Annotated in this window: 25 protein-coding genes; 13 read left to right on the plus strand and 12 right to left on the minus strand. The window is 29.1% G+C overall.

Features of this window, described 5'->3' with window-relative positions:
* Window positions 1–45: 45 nt before the first annotated feature.
* From ASC36_RS05505 to rlmD, 8 genes are all read right to left on the minus strand, one after another.
* Complete coding sequence (locus ASC36_RS05505) at window positions 46–909, minus strand: ABC transporter permease (protein WP_055425494.1); 864 nt, start codon at window positions 907–909, stop codon at window positions 46–48.
* Window positions 910–922: 13 nt separating this feature from the next.
* On the minus strand, window positions 923–1,792 hold the full coding sequence (rfbA, locus tag ASC36_RS05510) for a glucose-1-phosphate thymidylyltransferase RfbA (protein ID WP_055425495.1): 870 nt from the start codon (window positions 1,790–1,792) through the stop codon (window positions 923–925).
* Between the two features lie 4 nt (window positions 1,793–1,796).
* Entirely contained in the window at window positions 1,797–2,327 is a 531-nt protein-coding gene (locus ASC36_RS05515) for a hypothetical protein (protein WP_141656210.1), read from the minus strand.
* 8 nt (window positions 2,328–2,335) lie between these two features.
* Entirely contained in the window at window positions 2,336–3,388 is a 1,053-nt protein-coding gene (rfbB, locus tag ASC36_RS05520) for a dTDP-glucose 4,6-dehydratase (RefSeq protein WP_055425497.1), read from the minus strand.
* Window positions 3,389–3,403: 15 nt separating this feature from the next.
* Window positions 3,404–4,714 (minus strand): UDP-glucose dehydrogenase family protein, encoded by a 1,311-nt coding sequence (locus tag ASC36_RS05525; protein WP_055425498.1) that lies wholly within the window; start codon window positions 4,712–4,714, stop codon window positions 3,404–3,406.
* A 79-nt stretch (window positions 4,715–4,793) separates the two neighbouring features.
* Complete coding sequence (locus ASC36_RS05530; RefSeq protein WP_055425499.1) at window positions 4,794–5,474, minus strand: DUF6048 family protein; 681 nt, start codon at window positions 5,472–5,474, stop codon at window positions 4,794–4,796.
* Entirely contained in the window at window positions 5,440–5,922 is a 483-nt protein-coding gene (locus tag ASC36_RS05535) for a DUF6452 family protein (protein WP_055425500.1), read from the minus strand. Before ASC36_RS05535 ends, ASC36_RS05530 begins: the two co-directional genes overlap by 35 nt.
* Before the next feature lie 4 nt (window positions 5,923–5,926).
* A complete protein-coding gene (gene rlmD / locus ASC36_RS05540; RefSeq protein ID WP_055425501.1) occupies window positions 5,927–7,333 on the minus strand; it encodes a 23S rRNA (uracil(1939)-C(5))-methyltransferase RlmD in 1,407 nt (468 codons plus the stop codon).
* Between the two features lie 178 nt (window positions 7,334–7,511).
* On the opposite strand from rlmD, the gene ASC36_RS05545 reads away from it, so the two are divergent.
* Window positions 7,512–8,696, plus strand: a complete 1,185-nt coding sequence (locus ASC36_RS05545) for a pyridoxal phosphate-dependent aminotransferase (protein ID WP_055425502.1) — start codon at window positions 7,512–7,514, stop codon at window positions 8,694–8,696.
* A 106-nt stretch (window positions 8,697–8,802) separates the two neighbouring features.
* Here the strand turns inward: ASC36_RS05545 and ASC36_RS05550 are convergent, their stop codons facing one another.
* A complete protein-coding gene (locus tag ASC36_RS05550) occupies window positions 8,803–9,129 on the minus strand; it encodes a YegP family protein (RefSeq protein ID WP_055425503.1) in 327 nt (108 codons plus the stop codon).
* A gap of 226 nt (window positions 9,130–9,355) precedes the next feature.
* Window positions 9,356–10,135 carry a TrmH family RNA methyltransferase gene (locus ASC36_RS05555; RefSeq protein ID WP_055425504.1) on the minus strand — a complete coding sequence of 260 codons (780 nt, stop codon included), beginning with the start codon at window positions 10,133–10,135 and terminating at the stop codon, window positions 9,356–9,358.
* An 80-nt stretch (window positions 10,136–10,215) separates the two neighbouring features.
* Here ASC36_RS05555 and ASC36_RS05560 point away from each other — a divergent pair, with 80 nt between their 5' ends.
* The 12 genes from ASC36_RS05560 to rnr all read left to right on the plus strand — a co-directional run bounded on the left by ASC36_RS05560 (window position 10,216) and on the right by rnr (window position 22,577).
* Complete coding sequence (locus tag ASC36_RS05560) at window positions 10,216–10,662, plus strand: ribonuclease domain-containing protein (protein WP_055425505.1); 447 nt, start codon at window positions 10,216–10,218, stop codon at window positions 10,660–10,662.
* Window positions 10,659–10,934, plus strand: a complete 276-nt coding sequence (locus tag ASC36_RS05565; RefSeq protein WP_055425506.1) for a barstar family protein — start codon at window positions 10,659–10,661, stop codon at window positions 10,932–10,934. Before ASC36_RS05560 ends, ASC36_RS05565 begins: the two co-directional genes overlap by 4 nt.
* Before the next feature lie 88 nt (window positions 10,935–11,022).
* The gene (locus tag ASC36_RS05570) at window positions 11,023–11,724 is read left to right on the plus strand and encodes a polyprenol monophosphomannose synthase (RefSeq protein WP_055425595.1); all 702 of its coding nucleotides are present in this window, start codon (window positions 11,023–11,025) and stop codon (window positions 11,722–11,724) included.
* Window positions 11,721–12,086, plus strand: coding sequence for a DUF4296 domain-containing protein (locus ASC36_RS05575; RefSeq protein ID WP_055425507.1), 366 nt, complete (start codon window positions 11,721–11,723; stop codon window positions 12,084–12,086). Before ASC36_RS05570 ends, ASC36_RS05575 begins: the two co-directional genes overlap by 4 nt.
* 4 nt (window positions 12,087–12,090) lie before the next feature.
* Window positions 12,091–12,573: a thioredoxin family protein gene (locus ASC36_RS05580; protein WP_055425508.1), complete on the plus strand. Its 483-nt coding sequence runs from the start codon at window positions 12,091–12,093 to the stop codon at window positions 12,571–12,573.
* Window positions 12,574–12,739: 166 nt separating this feature from the next.
* A complete protein-coding gene (locus tag ASC36_RS05585) occupies window positions 12,740–14,875 on the plus strand; it encodes a S9 family peptidase (protein ID WP_073961221.1) in 2,136 nt (711 codons plus the stop codon).
* 549 nt (window positions 14,876–15,424) lie between these two features.
* Window positions 15,425–17,092, plus strand: a complete 1,668-nt coding sequence (locus ASC36_RS05590) for a DUF6909 family protein (RefSeq protein WP_055425509.1) — start codon at window positions 15,425–15,427, stop codon at window positions 17,090–17,092.
* Between the two features lie 14 nt (window positions 17,093–17,106).
* Window positions 17,107–18,123 (plus strand): YveK family protein, encoded by a 1,017-nt coding sequence (locus ASC36_RS05595; RefSeq protein ID WP_055425510.1) that lies wholly within the window; start codon window positions 17,107–17,109, stop codon window positions 18,121–18,123.
* Window positions 18,104–19,075: a Gfo/Idh/MocA family protein gene (locus ASC36_RS05600; protein ID WP_055425511.1), complete on the plus strand. Its 972-nt coding sequence runs from the start codon at window positions 18,104–18,106 to the stop codon at window positions 19,073–19,075. Before ASC36_RS05595 ends, ASC36_RS05600 begins: the two co-directional genes overlap by 20 nt.
* A gap of 186 nt (window positions 19,076–19,261) precedes the next feature.
* Window positions 19,262–19,600: a CidA/LrgA family protein gene (locus ASC36_RS05605; RefSeq protein ID WP_055425512.1), complete on the plus strand. Its 339-nt coding sequence runs from the start codon at window positions 19,262–19,264 to the stop codon at window positions 19,598–19,600.
* Window positions 19,597–20,310, plus strand: coding sequence for an LrgB family protein (locus ASC36_RS05610; RefSeq protein ID WP_055425513.1), 714 nt, complete (start codon window positions 19,597–19,599; stop codon window positions 20,308–20,310). The genes ASC36_RS05605 and ASC36_RS05610 overlap by 4 nt, the downstream gene beginning before the upstream one ends.
* 113 nt (window positions 20,311–20,423) lie before the next feature.
* Window positions 20,424–22,577, plus strand: a complete 2,154-nt coding sequence (rnr, locus tag ASC36_RS05615; protein WP_055425514.1) for a ribonuclease R — start codon at window positions 20,424–20,426, stop codon at window positions 22,575–22,577.
* An 825-nt stretch (window positions 22,578–23,402) separates the two neighbouring features.
* Here rnr and trpA read toward each other — a convergent pair.
* Together trpA and ASC36_RS05625 are read right to left on the minus strand one after the other, a co-directional pair.
* A complete protein-coding gene (gene trpA / locus ASC36_RS05620) occupies window positions 23,403–24,176 on the minus strand; it encodes a tryptophan synthase subunit alpha (RefSeq protein ID WP_055425515.1) in 774 nt (257 codons plus the stop codon).
* A complete protein-coding gene (locus ASC36_RS05625; protein WP_055425516.1) occupies window positions 24,173–24,799 on the minus strand; it encodes a phosphoribosylanthranilate isomerase in 627 nt (208 codons plus the stop codon). The genes trpA and ASC36_RS05625 overlap by 4 nt, the downstream gene beginning before the upstream one ends.
* Window positions 24,800–24,806 lie beyond the last annotated feature (7 nt).

The raw sequence follows: 24,806 nt of genomic DNA on the forward strand, positions 1-24,806 counted from the left end.
TATTTTTATGAAATTTCTGGATAATTGTAATGATTTTAATATCTATTACACAGTATCCATAAAGCTTCTTTCTACCTTATTAAAAATTATAATGCCAAAAATTATGCTGAATAAGGCAAATATTGTACTGTATAACAATCCTCCCCAACTTAAAACTCCTGTTCCTAAAAAACCGTATTTAAAAACTTCAATTATGGGTGAAATAGGATTAACCATAGCTACCCAATGAAATTTTTCTGGAAGCTTGTTATAAATCATAGATATAGGGTAAATGATTGGGGTAGCGTACATAAGCAATGATACACCGAATGATAATAAATAGGATAGATCTCTATATTTGGTTGTCATAGAGCTAATAATCATACCAAGTCCTAATCCTATACCTGCCATAAGTACCAGTAAAAATGGAAGCAATAATATTATATGTATATTAACTTGTATAGGTTCACCTTTAAATAAATAATATAACAAAAAGATTAAAAATAAAAAAAATTGTATACCAAATTTAAGTAAATTGCCAATAACTATGGATAAAGGCATAATTAAACGGGGAAAATAAACTTTTCCAAATATATTTGCATTATCTCTGAACACAGAAGAGGTACCTGTCAAACAATCTTGAAAATAGTTCCAAAGAGTTAGCCCTGATAAATAAAATAAAATTCCCGGCAATCCACCTGTCTTTATACCTGCTATACCCCCAAAAACAACAGTAAACATCAAAGAGGTTATAATTGGGTTTATAAAAAACCAAAGGGGACCTAAGATGGTTTGTTTATAATTGGCAACAAAATTCCTTCTTACCATAAGGACTAACAGGTCCTTATACTCCCAAACTTCTTTAAGTTTAAAATCTAATAGTGAATGTTTTGCACTTATCTGTTCTGTCCATTTTTGAGTTTCTTCCATTTACTTATTAATACTAACGTTTATAATAGGTAATATTTTTAAGATATTCTCCATATCCGCTTTTTCCATATTTATTTGCAATCTCGTATAATTTTTCAATAGTTATAAATCCTCTCTTATAAGCTGTCTCTTCAATACATCCAATTTTTATGCCTTGTCTCTTTTCGATAACACGAATGTATTCTGTGGCATCGTGAAGAGAATCAAAAGTTCCGGTATCCAACCAAGCTGTTCCTCTGTCCATTACTCCTACTTCCAACTCTCCATTTTCTAAATAAACTTTATTTACATCTGTAATTTCATACTCTCCTCTGGCTGATGGCTTCAATTTTTTAGCTATCTCTACTACTTTATTATCGTAGAAATATAATCCCGGTACTGCATAATTAGATTTGGGACTTAATGGCTTTTCTTCAATTGAAATAGCTTTCATATCTTCATTAAATTCAACTACCCCATATCTTTCCGGATCGTTTACATGATAGGCAAAAACTATTGCACCTTTTGGGTTAGTCTTAGATCTTAATAATTGACTTAAACCTGCTCCATAAAAAATATTATCACCTAATATTAATGCTACTGAATCATCTCCTATAAATTTTTCACCTATCACAAAGGCTTGAGCTAAACCGTTAGGTGTATGTTGAATTTCGTAAGTTAGCTTACATCCGAAATCCGATCCATCCCCTAATAGCTTTTTGAATGCTTGTTGATCATGAGGAGTGGTAATAATTAAAATATCTTTAATTTCTGCATCCATTAAAACCGATAATGGATAATAGATCATTGGCTTATCATACACGGGCATAAGTTGTTTACTTACTGCTATAGTAAGAGGGTACAATCGGGTCCCTGATCCTCCAGCTAATATAATTCCTTTCATATAATTATTTTATTATAAATGTATTAAACATAAAATTGTAATCTGACCTATCGGTATTATTTTTATTTTCTACTATTTGTAATGTAATGGTTTTATCTTTATAATGCATAACCCCTACTTCTCCGTATACTTTGTCCTTGGTATCATCGGCTTCATAATACGTGGTAATACAATCAAATTTTCCCAAATGGGTAGGGTTATTTTTGCTTATAATTTTAAAGTTTACTTTCTGATAAAAAAATTGAAGTTGATTGATCTGATCATTTAATATTGAGTCTGCAGATAACTTTTGATTAAAAATACTAATAGCCATAGTACTTTCTACTTTATAATTAGTGTATTTATCTAATTCTATATATCTGTTGCCTTCTTTGAAATAATCGTTTTTCACTTTCCAATTAAAAGGTAAATTAATTGATAATCCTTCTTTTTGATAGTTATGCGTAATTTTGGTCTTATTTTCCTTAGTTTGTGTACAAGAAGATACTACAATTAATAATGAAAATATAAATGCACTTATTTTACTTTTAGTCATAACTCTCATTAAGTTAGATCATATTGTTCATCGTAGTATTTTCTGTAAGATCCGCTAGTTACATGATTTAACCAATCCTTATTATTCATATACCAATCAATAGTCTTGGTTAATCCTTCCTCAAAATTTACGGATGGTTTCCAGCCAAGCTCTTTGTTTATTTTGGTTGCATCAATAGCATAACGTAAGTCGTGTCCAGGGCGGTCTTTAACAAATGTTATTAATTTAGCGCTTTCTCCTTCTTTTCTACCTAATTTCTTATCCATCAATTTGCATAATAAATGAACTAAATCAATGTTTTTCCATTCGTTAAATCCTCCTATATTATAATTTTCTTTGTTTTTCCCTTTGTGAAATACTAAATCAATAGCTACGGCATGGTCAATTACATATAACCAATCTCTGGTATAATTACCATCACCATAAATAGGTAAGGGATTATTATTGATTATATTATGAATCAGTAATGGAATGAATTTTTCCGGAAAATGATTAGGTCCATAATTGTTAGAACAATTGGTAATTACCACAGGTAAGTTATAGGTATCTGTATAGGCTCTTACGAAGTGATCTGAAGATGCTTTCGAAGCTGAATAAGGAGAATGAGGATTGTATTTAGTTTCCTCAGTAAAAAAACCGGTTTCACCTAAAGCACCATAAACTTCATCGGTTGATACATGATGAAATCTTTTTCCTTCATAATTATTATTCCAAACTTTTTTAGCAGCATCCAAAAGAATAACAGTTCCGATTACATTGGACTTTACAAATTCCAGAGGGGTGGTTATGGATCTGTCAACATGAGATTCAGCGGCTAAGTGTATTACTCCATCCGGTTGAAATTCTGAAAATATTTCTTTTATTTGTTCTTCATTAGTGATATCGGCTTTTAAAAATTGGTAATTAGGCTTATTTTCTATATCTTTTAAATTTTCTAAATTACCGGCATAGGTTAATGAATCAAGATTTAAAATTTTATATTCCGGATACTGATTTACAAATCTTCTGACTACATGAGATCCAATAAATCCGGCACCACCTGTAATTATTATTTTTTTCATTTATTTAAAAATTATCTATCCATTTATTAATTTTCTACCAATACTTTTATAATAAAAGCCATGAATTTGTAATTCATCTAAATTATAAAGGTTTCTACCATCAAAAATAGCTTTATTATTCATCTTTTTTTCTAATATATCAAAATGCGGATTCCTAAATTCACCCCATTCCGTTACAATAATTAATGCATCTGCCCCTTCTATACATTCGTACATATTAATAGCATATTCTATCTTATTACCCAATATTTTTTTTACATTTTTAACGGCAATAGAATCGTATGCTCTTATTTTTGCACCTTTATTAAGCAGCATTTCAATTATTTCCAGCGAGGATGCTTCACGTATATCATCTGTATTTTCTTTAAAAGCCAACCCCCAAATTGCTATTTGTTTATTTTTTAAATTGCCCAAATATTTTTCGACTTCAGGCACTAAAATTGTTTTTTGTCTCTGATTTACCTCTTCTACTGATTCTAAAATTTCGAATGTGTAGCCAACTTCTTTACCACTTTTAATTAATGCCTTTACATCCTTGGGGAAACAACTTCCCCCATAACCTACTCCCGGAAATAAAAATCTATTCCCAATTCTTTGATCTGAACCCATCCCCAATCTAACTTTATCAACGTCTGCTCCTACTTTTTCACAATAATTAGCTATTTCATTCATAAAAGTAATTTTGGTTGCCAAAAAGGAATTGGAAGCATATTTTGTTAATTCAGAAGATTTTTCATCCATCTTGATCATTTTAGCACCGGCATTGGTTAAAGACAAATAAATTTTATCCATTATTTCAAAAGCTTTCTGTGAGCTGGCTCCTACAATAACTCTTTCAGGATTCATAAAATCTTCCACAGCGTACCCCTCCCGCAAAAATTCCGGGTTTGAAACAACATCGAAGGGAATTTGTGTTTTTGATTTTATTAGGTTATAGACTTTTTCTGAAGTACCTACAGGAACTGTACTTTTATTTACAATTAATGTATATTCAGTCATAAGATCTCCTATTTGACCGGCAACCTCTAAAACATAAGATAAATCAGCTGAGCCATCCTCGCCCGGTGGAGTGGGCAATGCTAAAAAAATCACATTGGAAACACGCATTGCTTCACTCAAATCGGTAGTGAAAAACAAACGTCCTCCTTTTATATTTCTTAGAAATACTTCTTCTAATTGTGGCTCATAAATGGGCACCTGCCCATTTTTCATCAGGGTAACTTTTTCTTCATTTATATCAACACAATGTACACTATGGCCCAAATCAGCAAGGCATGTTCCGGATACCAATCCTACATACCCTGTACCAACAATTGTAATATTCATATATTTAAATATTTTGCAAAAATATAATTTAAATTTTACTTATTTTTTCCATTGTTTTTACAATAGGTTTTCTTTTTGATTAAAATAATTTATAGCTCACCCCCCAGAAAAGGGAAATATTTGCGATCCCCCTATCTTTTCCATATCCTGGAATGACTAAATTATCAATATTTTTCTGTTTGTTTGAATATATAAGAAATTTCGGACGAACCATAAAATCAATATAAAATGGTGAGTTTCCTATTTGAACTTTTGCTCCTGTTACTGCTTCCAACCAACCTGAACTCACATTCGCTTCCGGTAAAGAACCTTCTCCTATTATTTGTATTTGCCCTTTGGAATTCATTCCCCTAAGGGGATATTTTTTTACCTTTTGTTTGAAAGGTGAATAACCCAATCTTGCTCCTATATAAAACCCTTCTGCTGATTTTTCATAGTTGTTTGTCAATATGTAATTTATTCCTATTTCTCCATAAGTTCCTTTTGCATTAATATTCCAATTATTTTTATTATAAATATTTTTTTCATAACCCAGTTCAGCAACAGCCGTCCACCTGTTTTTAATTTTATAAGCAATAAAACTACTATAATTTTTTTTATCTGCAAAACAACCGGCAACAGGATTTAATAAATCTATCCCTATGAACAGTTGATGTTCAGGTTTACTAATTGATGAAGAATTTTTGCTTTTAGTTTGGGAATGAATATGTATCCCCAGAAGTACGCTAATAAGCAATATGTAAATTCGTTGAGGATTCATTATAAATATGGTTGGATTTACCCGTTATGGTTTTTATATTTGTAAGTGCAGTTGCTTCATATGTTACATTATTAAATATAACCTTGAACCCACATGCCTTTGAAACAAAGTGTTGTTCCGTTAAGTATTTTATAGTAATAATATTTTTACATGAATCTGGTGTATGTAATGTATCGTATAAATAAAAAATAGTTTCGTCAGATAAAGAATTTAACGGTAATTGAATACTGTCTTTCTTTTGAAAAACGCCTTCTGATTGAATAGTACCATCCGGATTTTTCCGGTCTACATATAATCGGTTTTTCTTATATTTACTACCTAAACTATCCAATTCAATGGTTAACCTCGGTGTGGTAACTTTATCACACACATCATCATCTACACATGAAAAAATGAGTATACATAAAAAGAATAGGGTAAATAATATATTTATTTTTTTTTGAAACATTTTTTTATTTAAGTTTAAGAAGCGCAACACTTTCTACATGATAAGTCTGCGGAAACATATCTACAGCTTGAACTTTTTTTATTTCATATTTTTCTTTCATTAATTCCAAATCTCTTGCCTGAGTAGCTGAATTACAACTTACATATACTATTTTTCCGGGAGCTATTCGTAAAATAGTTTCCACTACGTTTTTATGCATACCTTCTCTGGGCGGATCAGTAATAATTATATCCGGATGACCGTTTTCATAAATAAATTCTTCTGTGAATATATCTTTCATATCTCCACAATAGAAACTACAATTTTTAATATTATTATATTCAGCATTTTCTTTAGCTGCTTTTATTGCCTCAGGAACAGCTTCTACTCCAATCACCTTTTTTGCATTAGCTGAAATAAATTGCGCTATGGTACCTGTTCCTGTATAAAGATCATAAACTACTTCATCGCCATTCAATCCGGCAAAATCCCTTGCTATCTCATATAACTTTACTGCTTGTTTATAATTAGTCTGAAAGAATGATTTGGGACCAATCTTAAATTTTAAGTCTCCAATTTCTTCCATTAAAAAACCATTACCATGAAATGTTTTAACGTCTAAGTCGTGCAAGCTATCATTTCCTTTAGAGTTAATAACATAAAGAATTGTTTTTACTTCTGAAAATTGTTCGCGTATATAATTCAATAATTTTTTAATATTTTCTTCTTCCTCTCTAAAAAACTGAAGCAAAACCATTAAATCGTTTTTAGAATTAGAACGTATCATTAAAGTTCTAAGAAATCCGTTTTTTTCTTTAAAATCGTAAAATTCCAACTTATGTTTTATAGCAAACTCTTTAATAGAATTTCTGATTTTATTCGAAGGTTCTTGTTGTAAAAAACATTCTTTAATATCTAACACTTTATTCCATTGCTGAGGTATATGAAAGCCTAAGGCTTTTTTATCGATGATATTGGTTTCGGATTGTATTTCTTCTGAAGTTAACCATCGAGCATTAGAAAATGAAAATTCCATTTTATTTCTATAATAATACTTATCCGAAGAAGGAACAATGCTTAATTGTTGAAAATTTTCAATTTTACCAATTCTTTTTACATTATTGTAAACCTCTTTCTCTTTATACTCCAATTGTTTCTCATAAGAAAGATTTTGCCATTTACACCCTCCACATATCCCAAAATGAATGCATTCGGGAACCTCTCTATCAGGGGAATATTTTATAAAACCTACAACTTTAGCTTCATAATACTTCTTTTTAGACTTAATCACCTGTACATTAACCACATCACCCGGTACAGCATAACCCACTAATACTGTTTTTCCTTCTTCTGTTTTACCTATTGCAACTCCCTTAGCACCGGCAGTAATAAGCTCCAAATTGGATATTTGTATATTTTTTTTCCTTCTCAATCTGCAGAATATAAAATAAGGTTACAAAAATACACAAAAAATGTATTTTATAAAAAGAGTTTCTATATACTGATTTTGAACTGGATAATGCAAACATTTTTATCTTATAAAACTATTTTAATCTAAAAAAATGCTGTATTTTTGATTCTTGAAAACAAAACAAAATTATTAGTCCACAATGAATTTATTATCTGATCGCCTTAATCGTCTTAGCTATTCTCAAACTTTTGTAATGTCTAATAAAGCTCGAGAATTAAAAGCTCAAGGAATCAATGTTATTAGCCTAACTTTGGGAGAACCTGATTTTGAAATTCCGGAATTTGTCAGGGAATCTGCTATCAAAGCGATTAAAGATGGAGTAAAATCCTATACTCCTGTTCCCGGATATCCGGAATTAAGAAAAGCTATAGCAAATAAATTTAAAAGAGATAATAATTTAGAATATCAACCCGATCAAATTGTCGTTTCAACCGGTGGAAAACAGTCTATCATTAACGTATTGCTTTCTATTATTAATGATGGTGATGAGGTAATCGTTCCGGCACCTTATTGGGTAAGCTACTATGAAATGGTTAAACTTGCCGGCGGGGAAAATATTGTTGTAAAAACTACCATTGACACAGACTTTAAAATTACCCCTGAACAGCTTGAAAATGCGATTACCCCTAAGACCAAGGCATTTTTATTTAGCTCTCCATGTAATCCTTCAGGAACTGTTTACACTAAAGATGAGTTATATGCCTTAGCTAAAGTTTTAGAAAAGTATCCAAATATAATTATTATTTCCGATGAAATATATGAATATATTAATTATGAAGGAAAACATGAAAGTATAGCTCAATTTCCGGAAGTTTTTGAGCAGACTGTAACAATTAATGGGGTATCAAAATCATATGCTATGACAGGTTGGAGAATTGGATATTTAGGAGCTCCCAAATGGCTTTCTAATGCTTGTGATAAAATTCAAGGACAAATGACATCAGGAGCTAATTGTATTGCTCAAATGGCATCAATAACAGCTATAGAAGCAAATCCTTCGGTTATCAATTATATGATTGACGGTTTCAAAAAGAGACGAGAGCTTGTATACAATTTATTACTTGAAATTCCTGGGATTAAAGTAAATAAACCAGCTGGTGCTTTTTATTTTTTTCCTGATGTTTCATTTTATTTTGGAAAAACTATTCAAGGACATAAAATTACAAATTCAGATGATTTTGCCTTATTATTATTAGAAAAAGCACATGTTGCAACGGTGGGCGGAGTATGTTTCGGTAATAGTAATTGCATAAGATTGTCCTATGCTGCTTCTGAGGAAGATCTTATCGAGGCTTTGAAAAGAATTAAAAACACTTTATCGTAAAAAATAAATTGTTTTTGATTATAAAAAATAAAAGCTGTGAAAATTCACAGCTTTTATTTTTTAATAAATATTCAAACCTAATTTTTTTAGGTTCCGGTCAATTCATCTATTTAGATAAATCAACCGTTTCTGCTGTTGGGGCATTGTTCATTACTGATTTTACACCATTTTTAGCATTAGTTTCATTGTCATAAAGTTCACTGGTCCCTACTATTTGCCCGTTACCGGCCTTTAGGTTAAAGAACCACTTTTTGTTAGTGGACTGTTTCAATTCAAAACGATCTTCGTTTTTAGAATTTCTTTTTACAGAACTAACTCCTTTTTGACAATTTGTTTTCTGGGTATACCCTTCACTTGCCAGGATAATCTGCCCGTTTTTCGCTTTCAGTCTAAATCGAAAAGCACCTGATTTGTCTTTAAAAATTTCAAACATAGTTGTACAAATTTTAGTCTTACTTTATTAAGCTTTTTAGTGTTATTTATCCAACTAATTACAATATTCTTGTTTTTTTCAAACAAATAATAAAGTAATAATGTTCTATTTTTCGAAATAATTTCATACAAAGATATAAGTTCTAATTAATAAAGAACAAGAATAATATATTTTTATGACATTATACACATAATGTTTTCTAATATTATTACCATAAGTGCTTATTTTACATGTTTTTTTGTCTTTGCATTTCATAACAAACAATTGCAACGGCATTACTTACATTTAAGGAATCAATTTGTCCTTTCATAGGAATTAATATATTCTGTTCTATTTTGTCTTTCCAATATTCAGAAATTCCGGAATGTTCAGTACCGAATATAACTGAAGCTGATTGTCTAAAATCAACATTTTGTATAATAATTGAAGATTGACTCATATAAGTAGCATAAATCGGTATCTCTTTTTTTATAAGAAAATCATATATATTTGTATTTTTTGTTGATATAATAGGAATATTAAAAAAACTTCCTACTGATGACCGTAATACATTCGGGTTATATATATCGGCTTTTTCTTCACATACCACAACCATATCTACACCAAACGCATCTGCAGACCTGCATATTGCCCCAAGGTTACCCGGTTTTTCCAATGATTCAATTATCAGAATAAACGGATTATCCGGTAATTTAACTTGGTTTAATTCATGGGTCTTATACTCATAAACCCCAAGAATTCCCTCTGACATTTTCCTGTATGCTATCTTATCATATACAGACTGAGAAACTTCATATTTAATAACGGAAGAAGGAAGTGTGATAGAGTTCTGAAAAATATGAGATTGTACGTAAAATTCAAGAGGAACAAAACCATTTTTTAAGGCAAAAAGATTTTCCTTTTTACCTTCAACAACGAATTTCCTTTGATTTTTCCTTTCTTTACTTTTTTCTAATAATTTTACTAAATTCTTTATTTTTGGATTTTTATTACTTTCTATATACATGATATAAAAGAAATTTGGCAAAAGTAAAAAAACTTATTTATTATTTAGATAATTTTATTAGTTATATTTGAATTATTAGCATGAAAATTAAAAAACAATCCCTTTTTTATAGTCTTTTCTTCGGTGTTTTATTGATAATTTCCTTAATCCTTAGTTATAACCTTTCAAACAAAAAATTAAATCTTGAACAATTTAATATAGAACAACTAAGTTCAGAAGATATTGTTATCAATTATATAAAAAAAAAACATTCCTTACCCAATTATTATATTAAAAAAATGGAGGCTCGTAAAGCAGGTTGGAGACCTGAAAAAGGTAATCTTTGTCGAATACTTCCAGGTAAAATAATTGGTGGCGATATATTTAAAAATATAGAAAATAAAATTCCTTCCAAAAAGGGAAGAAAATGGATAGAAGCAGATTTAAATTATAAATGCGGAATGAGAGGACTGGATCGAGTTATATTTTCCAATGATGGACTAATTTTTGTAACTTATGACCATTATAAGACGTTTCAACAAAGATGAAAACCGTATCTTTTGACTTTAACTCCATTTCTTCTTTAACTAAATTTTACCAAGTTTTTCAAAAAAAGTTTGGGCTGCACCCGGATATGGTAAATAATTTAGACGGACTTTGGGATACACTTACGGGTATAATTGAATTACCTGTAAAAATTAATTTTCAAAATCTAAATTTAGATAAACTTGAAAAATTTAACAATTTAATCACGCTATTTGAAGAAGCTGAAAAAGAAACTGATAGCGAACTTATGTTTTCTTATTTTTTATCCAGCTAACTTATAATTTTGGATTATCTTTGTTACTATAAACATAAATTTACTTTATTAAAATCAGTATGCTGTGCCCGATAAAAAACTAGTCATAATGCCTACATACAATGAAATTGAAAATATTAAAGATATCATTTCTTGTGTATTTAGCCTGGAGGAGGATTTTGATATATTGATTGTGGATGATTCCTCTCCTGATGGTACAGGTTCGTTGGTGAAAGAACTCATCCCCAAATATTCCAATCGTCTTTTTTTAGAAGAAAGAAGTGCTAAAAATGGATTAGGAAGGGCCTATATACATGGTTTCAAATGGGCATTACATAAAGGGTATGATTATATCTTTGAAATGGACGCAGACTTTTCGCATAATCCTAAGGATTTGGTTAAACTTTATCAGGCTTGTAAAAATGGTGCAGATTTGGCTGTCGGATCTCGTTATTGTCAAGGGGTTAATGTAGTTAATTGGCCTATGAACCGGGTCTTGCTTTCCTTTTTTGCCTCTAAATATGTACTTTTAATTACCGGTTTACCCATTAATGATTCAACCGCAGGTTTCGTTTGTTTCACAAGAAAAGTACTTGAGGAATTACCTTTAGACAAGGTGGAATTAGTGGGATATGGTTTTCAAATAGAAATGAAATTCCGCGCTTATTGTAAAAAATTTAAAATTGTTGAAATTCCTATTATATTTACAGACCGAACTAAAGGGCAATCAAAGATGAGTGGCGCCATCATAAGTGAAGCTGTTTTCGGTGTAATTAAAATGAAATTTATGTCTTTATTAGGAAGATTATGAAACTTTTTATATATCTATTCATTTGCCTGTCTTTATCGCTTTTTTCTTGTCATCATCCGCTTGAAAAACCTGATCATCTTTTGCTTAAAACGGATATGATAGCTATTTTAAGCGACATATATTTATATAAACAAACTCCAACTAATTTCCCCTTAGATAAAGAAACCGCATTTGACACTTATGTTACAATATTTAAGGCTCATCATACCACTAAAGAAATTTTTCAAAACAGTTATGTATATTATTATGCTGATGCAAATGCTTTACAACATATATATGATAGAGTAATTGATAATCTGAAAAGCAAATTAACCAAAGATCAGCAGCTCCAATTAAAAGAAGAATTATCTGAAACGCATTAATAAAATGAAAATTAAACTTTTGGCATTAGTAATATTTATTGTCTCTATTGTTTATTCACAAGATAAAAAATTATATAACCCTAATGATAATGCTCATCAAAAAATTGATTCTTGCATTAGTAAAGCTAAAAAAGAAAATAAATTTATTTTGCTTCAAATAGGTGGAAATTGGTGTATTTGGTGCATTCGTTTCGAAAATTTAACACAAAAAAGTGATGTTATTAAAAATATTTTAATGAATAATTTTATTGTATACCATTTAAATTACTCAAAAGAAAATAAAAATGAATCTATTTTAGCTAGTTTAGGTTTTCCTCAACGTTTCGGGTTTCCGGTATTTGTGATTTTAAATGAAAACGGAGAGAGAATTCATACGCAACAATCCGATTTTTTAGAGGAAAATAATTCAGGATATGATATTAAAAAAGTTGAAAATTTTTTAAATAATTGGTCTCCTAAAGCTCTTGATCCGAAATTATATAAATAATTCGCGTGCATATATTTTGATTTTATATTTATTTTAGCTACTAAATTTTATTATATAAAGTTTCGAATTATACCGAGATTATTTATAAGTGACACTTAAACTTTTAAAATATGTTGGAATAAATTTATATAATTTAAAAAATATTAATTCATTAAAATAACCTTGTATGATATTTAATAAAAATATATTATTATCTATAATTTTATATTTATCAATACTATATTCTTATGCACAGAAAATAACATTAGAAGAAATATGGAGTGGCAAGTTTTATCCTAAAACCATTTCAGGAATAAATTCATTAAAAAATGGCAAAGAATATACTATTCTAACCAAAAATGGGATTGAAAAATATTCTTACGAAAATTTTGATAAAATCTGTACTATCATTTCGGGAAACTACTCTGATTATCAATTTAATAATAATGAAGATTGTTTACTTTTAGAAAGAGAATTTTCTTCGCTATACCGTCATTCAAAAGTAGGAATTTACACTCTGTATAATATAAAAACCCAATCATTATTTGAAGTTTTTAATAAAAGACCTATACAAGAGCCTATTTTTTCACCTGATGGTACCCAATTAGCATTTGTTTACGAAAATAATATTTATTACCAGGAATTTCCATCGTTAAAAATAACACAAGTAACTCATGATGGTAAAAAAAATAAAATTATAAATGGAATTTCAGATTGGGTATATGAAGAGGAGTTTGGACATGTTAGAAATTTTGAATGGTCACCTGACGGCAAAAATATTGCCTATATACATTTTGATGAATCTCATGTAAAAGAAGTCAATATTCCACTCTATGAAACTTATTTATACCCTGAACACCTCATTTACAAATACCCTAAAGCAGGAGAAGCTAATTCCAATGTGGCCTTAAACATATATAATGTAGATAAAAAAGAAATAAATACAATTTCTTTGTCTAATTACGAAAACTATTATATTATTAAAATTAGATTTTCTTCAACCGGAGATTTATTCGCTATAACTTCTAATCGGCTTCAAAATAAAATTAATATTATAAGAATAAACCCCACAAATTTTAGTACAAAATTACTAGTATTGGAATCTTCAACCACATGGGTGGACACAGATAAATTATATATTGAGTTTTTGCCGGATGGGAATTTTATATTAAATTCCGAAAAAAACGATTATAATCACTTGTATCTTTACAATTATAATGGTCAATTAACAAAGCAGCTTACTAAAGGAAATTGGGAGGTAACACATATTTATGGGGTTGATAATAAGAATTCCATTGTATACTTTCAATCCAATGAAAAAGGCTCTAATAATAGGATAATATCCTCTGTTAATATTAAAAACGGTAAACAAAAAATCTTAACTGACGAATTAGGTACACATGATGCTACATTTAGCACTGACTTTTCATTTTTCATTGATAAGTTCAGTACTGCAAATACACCACCTTTATTTACATTGAGAAATAATACCGGAAATATAATAAAAACTCTGGAAGATAATTCAACCCTACTTTCTTATATCAATAAAAAAGAAATTAAAAAAATGGAATTTATTGACATTCCTACTGATAATGGAATTAATTTAAAATCCTACATTATAAAACCTAAGCATTTTAATTCAGAAAAAAAATATCCTGTTTTAATGTATGTCTACGGTGGTCCGGGTTCTCAAACTATAAATAATTCTTGGGATCCATTTAACTATTGGTGGCACCAAATGCTTGCTCAAGAAGGATATATCATTGTTTCTGTTGATGGCAGGGGTACAGGAGGAAGAGGAGGAAACTTTAAAAAATTAACATATAAGCAATTAGGCAAATTAGAGCTGGAAGATCAAATTGCAGCTGCAAAATGGTTGCAAACACAATCTTTTGTCGATGCTAACAGGATTGGAATATGGGGATGGAGTTTTGGCGGTTATTTAACTTCCCTATGTATGACCAAGTCAAATGGCTTATTTAAAATAGGAATTGCTGTGGCTCCGGTCACCAATTGGAGATTCTATGATACCATTTATACTGAACGATTTTTACAAACACCTCAAGAAAATCCTGAAGGATACGATGAAAATTCCCCTATAAATTTTGCAGGAAATCTACAGGGAAAATTCTTACTAATACATGGTACTGCTGATGACAATGTTCATTTTCAAAATTCAGCAGAAATGATTAAAGCTTTAATTCAAAATGGTAAACAAGTTGATACAGCTATTTATCCCGATAAGGATCATAGTATATATGGAGGCAATACCAGATATCATCTATATCAAAAAATGACTAATTATATTAAGTCAAACCTTTAAAAGAATTTTAATATTTACCATTATTATTTTGGTATACTGGTTTAAACATAACTTTAATTTTATCAAATTCAAGTCATAAGTATGAACAGGTATATCTATTTTCTTATCTCATGTAGTAAAATATTTTGTTAATCTATATTAATTTATTTGAAAATTTATTTAAAAATAAAAAAATCAATCCTAACTTTGTATTAATGATGGTTCTATAACGTGGCGATATCTAAATTTTAATAAAAATCTTCAAAAAATATAATTAAATAAAATATTTGGCTCAATTTTTGTAAATTAATAGAATTATTTATACTTTGTAAAAATAATCCTATTTGTTTTTATATTAATAATATAATATTTTTGTGTTAAAAGTTTATTTTTTTAACAAAATAATTATCTTAATATCATTATATTAATACATACACAAATTGTTTAAAAAATTTATTTAATTTTACACTATAATTATTACCAAAAAACCTTTTATATAAAGGGTTACATACAATTATGAATCCCTATACTAAATAAAAATGTATTATCTTTGTTTAAAAAATTATCAAGATGACAGTATATAAAGCAAGAGAATCTACAGATATCATAGAACGACTATACATTACTATGCGGCATCTTTTTAACAGAGGCGGATTCAAACCTACAGGAACATCCGGATTGGAACTGCGAAATTATCTTTTAAAATTAAACCCTGAAATATATGGCTCAATAGCCGATCCCGATAAAGTAGAACTCAATGGGCTTAGCTATGTTTTAGACAGGTTACCGCAAGGTATTGAAGAATGCTCATTTATATATTTAACTTCTAACGAAGGGTTAGACAAGTCCTCTTTTACCCCTATTTATCCTAAAAAAAGAAGAAGAACCTGTTATAGGGTGGATGAGCATCAAATGAACATTGAGGTTTTATTGGGAAGATCTGAAATCTATGATATTTTAACTCACCTTACTTTTTTATACAATGAAGCAGATAAAATTAGAAAGAGAACTCATGATTTCAATGGTAAAGTGGGAAGGATTTGGATGTCTGTGGAAAACGCAGCATTAAGCTCTGAACCGCTGAGGAGGAAAGAGCGAGAAGTTATTTTAGCTCATATAGCAACTATGCTGGGCAGAAGCTTTGATGAAGTAATTAGTTCTTATAAATACTTTCAAGAAGCCAATGATCCTGACAGATTTATAAAAATAATTTACAACTTAGGAAAAGTAAGCAAAGATGATGTTTTAGGTTTAAGGAGAAGAGAAATATTTTTCAGCTCCATTCTAAAGGAAAGAGTTGGTCATCATTTATTTGGAGAAAAATGGGCAGAAAATGTTAAAAAAACGTTAGTTAAAAATAAGTTATTAAATAAAAAAATTCACATTATCAGTTCCAATATGCATAGTGTGAAAAATATGTTATACGCTTTTGATTCTTTAAATAAAACTTTTCACGTAGACGAAGAATTAAAAATGTATGAAGATTTAAGTAAAAATTTGGAATTGGTTGATACTGTAAAAAATTATGCTCAAAAAAATGGCATGATATATATAAAAGATACAAGCGGATCAAACATCGATGTTCAAATTTTTGACCTTTCAAAAATTAATTTAAAAAACACTCCTTTTAAAAACATAAAAAATATAAATAAAGAAGATATTTTAATTGTTTTTGATTATGCGTTCGGTGAGCAAGCTTTTGAGATAATGGACGAATTATTAAGACCCATAAATAATACGAAAGAGAAAACAAATCTAAATGTTGAATCAATTTCAATTTTAGGTAAAGCAGGAATTCTTGTTGGGAATAAAGGAGATATTATGATACCAAATGCCCATATATTTGAGGGAACCGCTGATAATTATCCTTTTTATAATCAACTTTCGTTACAAGACTTTGAAGGATATAATATTAACGCATATAAAGGAGCTATGATCACCGTGTTAGGCACTTCCTTACAAAATAAAAATGTTTTAACTTATTTTATGCAAACATCATGGAAAGCTATTGGTTTAGAAATGGAAGGCGCTCATTATCAAAAAGCTATTCAAGTAGCATCTAAAATACGTAATCATATAGGTGAAAATGTAAAGCTGAGGTATGCTTATTATGCATCAGATAATCCTTTAGAAACAGGAAGTACCTTAGCATCCGGAGGGTTGGGATTAACCGGTGTAAAACCTACTTATTTAATCACTCAAAAAATACTTGAGCAAATTTTAATTATTAAGAATTAATTCATATAAAGTAAATGGATAGACAAAATCAAAATTCAAATCAGGAAATAAGCATTTTAGATTTATTACACTATTTTGAAAAGATCATAAAAAAAGTTTTATCCCCCATTGGTAATTTTTTTAAAAGTTTTGTTAATACTATTTTAGGGTTTTTTATTTTATTAAAAAGATATTATTTATTTATATTAATTACCGTAATTATTTTTGGGATTATAGGATATTTTAATAAGAAGGTTTTACCAAGAAATTATAATTATGAAATGGTTTTAGCTCCTAATTTTAAAAGTACGACCAAACTTTATCAACAAATTAATTCGTATAACCAATTATGTGGAAACATAGATAGTACATTTTTTAAGGATTTAAAATCAATTTCGATCACCCCTATCAAAACATTTACAAGTGAATTAAATATTTTCTACGATATTGTACATAAAAACACTGATTTTTACAAAAATGATACTATTTTTTCAAGACAGTATAAAATAGATAAGTTTAAAAACCTTCTTGTAGATACTGATTATCCTAATCATATCGTACATATTATAGCCTTAAACAAAATTTCACCCGAAGAAATTAAAAGTAGAATTATACACCCAATTGAAAATGATCCTTTTTATAAAAGAATTAAAGAAGCTAATTTGAAATCCATAGATATTAAAACTGAGATATATAAAAATGGATTAAAATTAATTGATAGCTTATTATTGTCAATAGCTAAAGGAGATAAAGCTAAATCCTCCAATTCATCAATATCATTTAATGGAGAATCAAAAACAAACGTTGAGCAAGATCTGCTAAACAAAACTTTAGAATTAACCAAATCATTAGCGGAAAAAGAAGTAGAAAAAGTTCAAAAATCACAAGTTATAACAGTAATTTCAGAACCACAATTAGTAGATAGTAAGTCTTTGCTTTATAAGCGAAATACTTTTTCATTTGCCTTATCTGGTTTTTTATTTTCAATATTTATAATTTTATTTATTCAATTTGTAAAATTCCTAAATAAATTTGAAAAAAAACATACTTAAAACAGCTATTATAGGATACGGTCATATAGGAAAAATACATTTTGAGAATATCTCGCAAAATGAAAATTTAAATGTTGTTGCTTTAATTGACACGAAAAAACCCGTGTTTGAAAAAAAAAATATTCCTTTTTTTTCAACTCTGTCAGAGTGCCATGCTATATTCCCCGACATAAATTTGTATATAATTGCATCACCGAACGGTTACCATTATAAACAAGCAAAAAAAATCCTTGAATTATCTAAAAATGTTTTGGTGGAAAAGCCTATAACATTTCATAATTTCCAAACGGAAAAATTAATTGCCTTGGCAAAGAATAATAATGTTCGATTATTTACTTCACTGCAACTTCGTTTTTCTTATCTAATAAATCATATTAAAAATTTAATTGATCATAATTATTTAGGTAGAATTTTTCTAATAAATATTGAATGTTTTTGGAATAGAAATAATAGCTATTATGAAAAAGACCCATGGCGAGGAACAAGGAATTTAGATGGAGGAATCTTATTTACACAGTTTTATCATTTTATAGACATCTTACATTATTTATTTGGAAAAATTAAATTAGTGAGTAATTTGACAACCAATTATACACATCAAAACGTTACTGAATTCCCCGATAGTGGGATTCTACAATTTAAATCAGGAGAGACTTTGGGGAGTATGTGCTATACTATTTCCACTTATGATAAAAATTTTGAATCATCAATTACTGTCATTGCTGAAAAAGGTACCATTAAAATTGGAGGTCAATATATGGATCATATATTATATTATAACGTCGAAGGTAAATCTTACGATACGATACTATTAAATAAAGAATCGTTACATACCTTACTATACAAAGAAATTATTCAATCGTTAAAAAATTCGACTCCCTCTCGTATAGATGCAGAAAACACGATTGACACTATAGATTTTATTGATAAAGCTTCCAATTATTTAGCTTAATTAGGGAGAATTACTTATATGAATATAAAAATCGATGGAATAATTATTTTCAATATATAAAATATTCTATTAAAATTTATCAAGATAAAATTTAAAATCTACAGTTTAACTTATAAATAATTTATTTGGTTAAATATCTTATTAAAAATTATATTTAATTTGTATTTAATATAGTAATTTTGCTGTATGAAATTAATTTCCCAATTAGGAATTATTTTACTATTATATTTTATCGGTGAATTAATAGTATTCATCCTGCAAATAAAAATACCGGGAAGCATAATAGGAATGCTTTTATTACTTGTGTCTTTACAATTAAATATGATAAAGGTTGAAGATATAAAAGAGGTAGCTACTTTTTTTTTAAATAATATGCTGATTTTATTTATACCTTTAGGAGTGGGTTTAGCATCACAATGGGATCTAATCTCAAAGGAATGGTTAGCGATTTTAATATCCATTATATTTAGTACCTTTATAGTGTTATTAACTGTAAGTTTACTCGTAAGAAAGAAAAAAGAATGAAGGAATTTTTAGATACCCCTCTTTTTCATTTAACTTTAACCTTACTCGTATTTTGGTTATGCAACCTATTATTTACTAAATTTAATTATAAAATACTTCATCCGGGTATTACATCCATAGCTTTATTAATCGTTTATTTAAAAGTAACCCATACATCTTATGAGGATTATAATAAAAACACCTCTTTGATTTCTTTTTGGTTGGGACCCTCGGTTGTAACTTTAGGATTACCTCTTTATTTGTATATAAATCATTTGCAAGGTAGCTATTTAAGAGTTTTTATAGCTATGATAGCAGGAAGTCTTTCCGGAATTATTTCTGTAGTAGTGATAGCCAAAATTTTGGGTGCTTCAGACATAATAGCCTATTCACTATCTCCAAAATCCGTTACTACGCCTATTGCTATGGAGGTATCTAAAGGTCTTGGGGGTATTCCGTCCCTTACTATTGCTATAGTATTTATTACCGGATTTGTCGGAGCTTTATTTGGATGGGGATTTCTCACTAAATTAGGAATTAAAGATCACAAGGCAATCGGAATAGCTATGGGCACTGCTTCTCATGCTATAGGTACAGCCGAAATCGTAAAAAATGGAGAAAAATTTGGCGCTTACGGAGCTCTTGGAATGGCATTAAACGGAGTGTTAACTGCTATATTTGCTCCTTTAATAACTCCGTATTTAATACACCTATTAAATTCGATTGGATAAATATTCGTTATGGTCAACTTTTTGCATCTATAAATAATTATCTTATTAGTATATTTTTATCTATTAAGTTTTAATTTAAATCTGCGAATATTTATATAAATTTTAAAAATATTATGACAAAAAAAAAGAGAATAATTTCTTCCAAACATAAAGAAAAACTACGAAATTTAAAAAGAAATATACTTAATGTCTTTATAAAAAATCCAAATAAATCATATAACTATAAACAAGTATCTATTATATTGAATTACAAAAACCCCAGACAAAGGGAGTTTGTTATACAAGGACTTTTAAGCCTAGTTTCTGAAAAACAACTTATAGAGGTTAAAACCGGAAAATACCAAATTAATTCCCATCAAGAATATGTAACCGGAAAAATTGATTTTAGTCAAAACGGAAATGCCTATTTAATAGTTGAGGATCTTCAAAAAGATATTTTTATACCTAAAGGAAAAACAGGAAAAGCATTACAAAATGATATTGTAAAAGCTATTGTACATCAATTTAAAAACAGAAAACCTGAAGGGGAAGTTATCGAAATCGTGGAACGATTTAAAAATCAATTTGTTGCAAAATTTGAATATTCTCCAAATAAAAATTTCGGATTTGCTGTGGTGAATAAGCCTTCAATACACACCGATTTTTTTATTCCAAAAAGTAAATTTAACGGGGCTAAAAATGGTCAACTGGTAGTTGTAGAACTTCTCGATTGGCAAGATAAAGAAGATAGCCCTACCGGATCTATTATTGAAGTGTTAGGAGAACCGGGAGAAAATGAAACCGAAATTCATGCTATTTTAAGCGATTATGGTTTCCCTTATAAGTTTCCATATGAAGTTGAAAAAGAGGCTGAAAAACTGGATATTCGCATATCTGACGAAGAAATTTCTAAACGAAGAGATATGCGTACTGTCACAACTTTTACCATTGACCCCGTTGATGCCAAAGATTTTGATGATGCCCTTTCTATCGAGAAATTAGAAAACGGTAATTGGGAAATCGGTATCCATATTGCGGATGTTTCCCACTATGTAAAACCGGACACCCTATTAGATAAAGAAGCCTATTTAAGAGGTACCTCCATATATTTAGTAGATAGAGTAGTTCCTATGCTTCCTGAAATTTTAAGCAATAATGTCTGTTCACTGCGTCCTAATGAAGATAAATATACTTTTTCAGCCGTTTTTGAATTGGATGACAAGGCCCATGTAAAAAAACAATGGTTCGGACGTACTGTTATCCATTCCGACAGGAGATTTACCTATGAGGAAGCTCAAGAAATTATTGAAGGAAAGAAGGGTGATTTTTATGAAGAAATACTCACTCTTAATAAATTGGCAAAGCAACTTAGAGAAGATAGAATGAATAAAGGTGCAATTTCTTTTGATAAAGTTGAAGTAAAATTTAATTTAGATGAAAATAAAAATCCAATAGGAGTGTATTTTAAAATTGGAAAAGACAGCAATCATTTAATTGAAGAATTTATGCTTTTAGCCAATAAAAAAGTTTCTGAATACGTCAGCACAAATAAAAAAGGGAATCCAACTAACAGAACCTTTATTTATAGAATTCACGACGATCCAGATCCGATAAAGCTACTTTCTCTTAAACAATTTGTAAATACCTTGGGGTATGATATAAATATTGCCGATAAGAAAAAAACATATCAATCCATCAATAAATTACTTGCCGACATAAAAGGTAAAGGTGAAGAGAATATGATTGAAACATTAACGATCCGTACCATGTCAAAAGCTAAATATTCGACTGAAAATGTCGGTCATTATGGATTAGCTTTCGATTATTACAGCCATTTTACATCTCCCATACGTCGATATCCGGATGTAATTGCCCATCGTCTGTTACAAGAATTACTGGATAAAAAATTTCCTGCAAACAAAGAAATCGTAGAAGATATGGCAAAACATTGCAGTAACATGGAAAAATTAGCCGCTGATGCGGAAAGGGACAGCATTAAATACATGCAGGTTAAATTTATGGAAAAGCACGTAGGAAAATCTTTCGAGGGGGTTATCTCCGGGGTAACCGAGTATGGAATTTATGTAGAAATTAAAGAATTCGGAACAGAAGGAATGGTCAAAATAAGGGATATCCGAGAAGATGATTATCGTTATGATGAAAAAACCTATTCAATTATAGGACAGAGAACAGGCAATCAATATCAGTTGGGAGATACGGTATATATTAAAGTTATAAAAGCCAATTTAGAAAAGAAACAATTGGACTTTGAACTAATTAAACATTGAAAAAAAGATTTAAATTTTAAACAAATTGAAATACAATAAGACAGATATTTTTGCTGATTGTAAAATAATTTTAATTGTAACGAACCTTTTCCATCTCTTTCCAATAATTTTTATTTCTCCCAAATTCTCCGCCATATCCTGCTAAAGATTCATCCGAAACTATAACCTTATAATAAGGCACCAAAAGAAAAATCTTTTTTATTCTGTTAGCATTATTAACCGCTCGAACTGAAAAAATTTACTCCATACGTTGAGCTTGGATAGCATATATTGAGGTCTTTCTGTAAGGTATTTGAAGAAATACCTTACATACCTATTTTTTTTAAATCATAACTTAGTCGGTCTAAAGAAATCTTGAATTCATTTAAATTACCTTCAAAATAAGAATTCAATAGTTGTTCTAATGGTTTAAAAATTTATTGTTCACCTTGAATAACAAGGGAATTAAAAGTATTCGTTATATTTTAGTCATATTTCTGATTGAAGAAAAAAATTCGACATTTTCAAAGTTATAATATATTTTTTCTGCTCTATATGAAATATTTTTCCTATTAGTGAATATTCTACATCATTATTGAGGATGAAACGATTATTCTCATTCAATATATAATTGCTTAAAAAACGGTTAAAATCTGATTATGTACCTCACCCTTTCATGTAAACCTATTATCTTATTAGAGATAACAATACTGCGTTTCGTTTAATAATTCGAAAAATTCATTTTAACATAATTCCCCGATAAAAATAGTTTATTAACATACGTTTGTTTATCGTAAACAGGTAATATTACAATTTATAATTTTCTTTTATTATCCTAAAAAAACGTCAAGTTTTTAGAGTGTTTTTTAATTCTTGAATTGCTTTTTCAATTGTATTGCTTTCTTTTAACAAGGTTATAAATTTGCTTCCTATGATTGCCCCGTTTGCATTTGATTGAGCAGCTTTTAATGTAGCTTTATTGGATATCCCAAACCCGATTAAACGAGGGTTTCGTAATTTCATGGAATTAATTTTTTGAAAATATTCTAGCTTTTTATCATCAAAACTTCTTTGTTCTCCGGTAGTAGAAGCGGAAGAAACCATATAAATAAATCCGTCCGTATTATTATCTATAAGACGAATCCTTTCTTCTGATGTTTCGGAAGTAATAAGCATTATAATTTTTATGTTACAGGTATCAAAAATTGATTTATATTCAGATATATATTCATTAAAAGGCAAATCCGGAATAATAGCCCCATCTACTCCTACTTCTTTACATTTTTTACAGAAATTTTCAATTCCATACTGCATGATAGGATTAAGATATCCCATTAATATCAGTGGTAACTCAACTTCTTTTCTAACTTCTTTTATTTGCTCAAAAAGTAATTTTAGGTTCATTCCATTCTTCAAAGCTATAGTGCTACTTTTTTGAATGGTTGGTCCATCAGCCATAGGATCTGAAAAGGGTATGCCTACTTCTATCAAATCAATGCCGTTTTTTTCAAGCCCCATTATAATCTTCCCTGTATCGTTAAGATTCGGATATCCGGCGGTAAAATAAATGGAAAGAATATCTTTCTGTTTTTTATTAAATAATTGCTTTATTCTATTCATAGCTTTATTTTCTCTATAAATTCTTTTATTAATTCTACATCTTTTATTCCTGGCTTTATTTCAAACTTACTGTTTAGGTCGAGACCATATAATTTTGGATGTTTTATTTCTTTAATTTTTTTAACATCTTCCATTGAAATACCTCCACTTAAAAAAAACGGTATTTTACCTTCATAAAAATCTATTAGCGACCAATCAAACTTTTTTCCCGTACCTCCATATTGTGGGCTTTTTGTATCAAAAAGAAAAAAGTCACAAATTCCTTCATATTCTTCAGTAATACAAAAATCATTAGGACTTGATATGCTAAAAGCTTTAATTACTTTTATTCCCGGAAAATTTTTTATGAGATCTAAACAAAACTTCTGTGTTTCATTTCCATGAAGTTGGATGGCTTCTAATCTGTATTTTTCAATCGTATGGAAAAGCGATTCTTTGTTCTCATTAACAAAAACTCCTACTCTCAAAATATCTTTAGTTATGGAATGAATTCGGTTAGGGAGTACCTCAGCTATATAACGTAAGGATTTAGGGTAAAATATAAATCCCATATAATCGACAGGTAATAAAGAAAGATGCTCAATATTATCAGGATATTTCATCCCGCAAACTTTAATTTTCATTCTACTT

It is taken from the genome of Apibacter mensalis (genome assembly GCF_001418685.1).
GTDB lineage: Bacteria > Bacteroidota > Bacteroidia > Flavobacteriales > Weeksellaceae > Apibacter > Apibacter mensalis.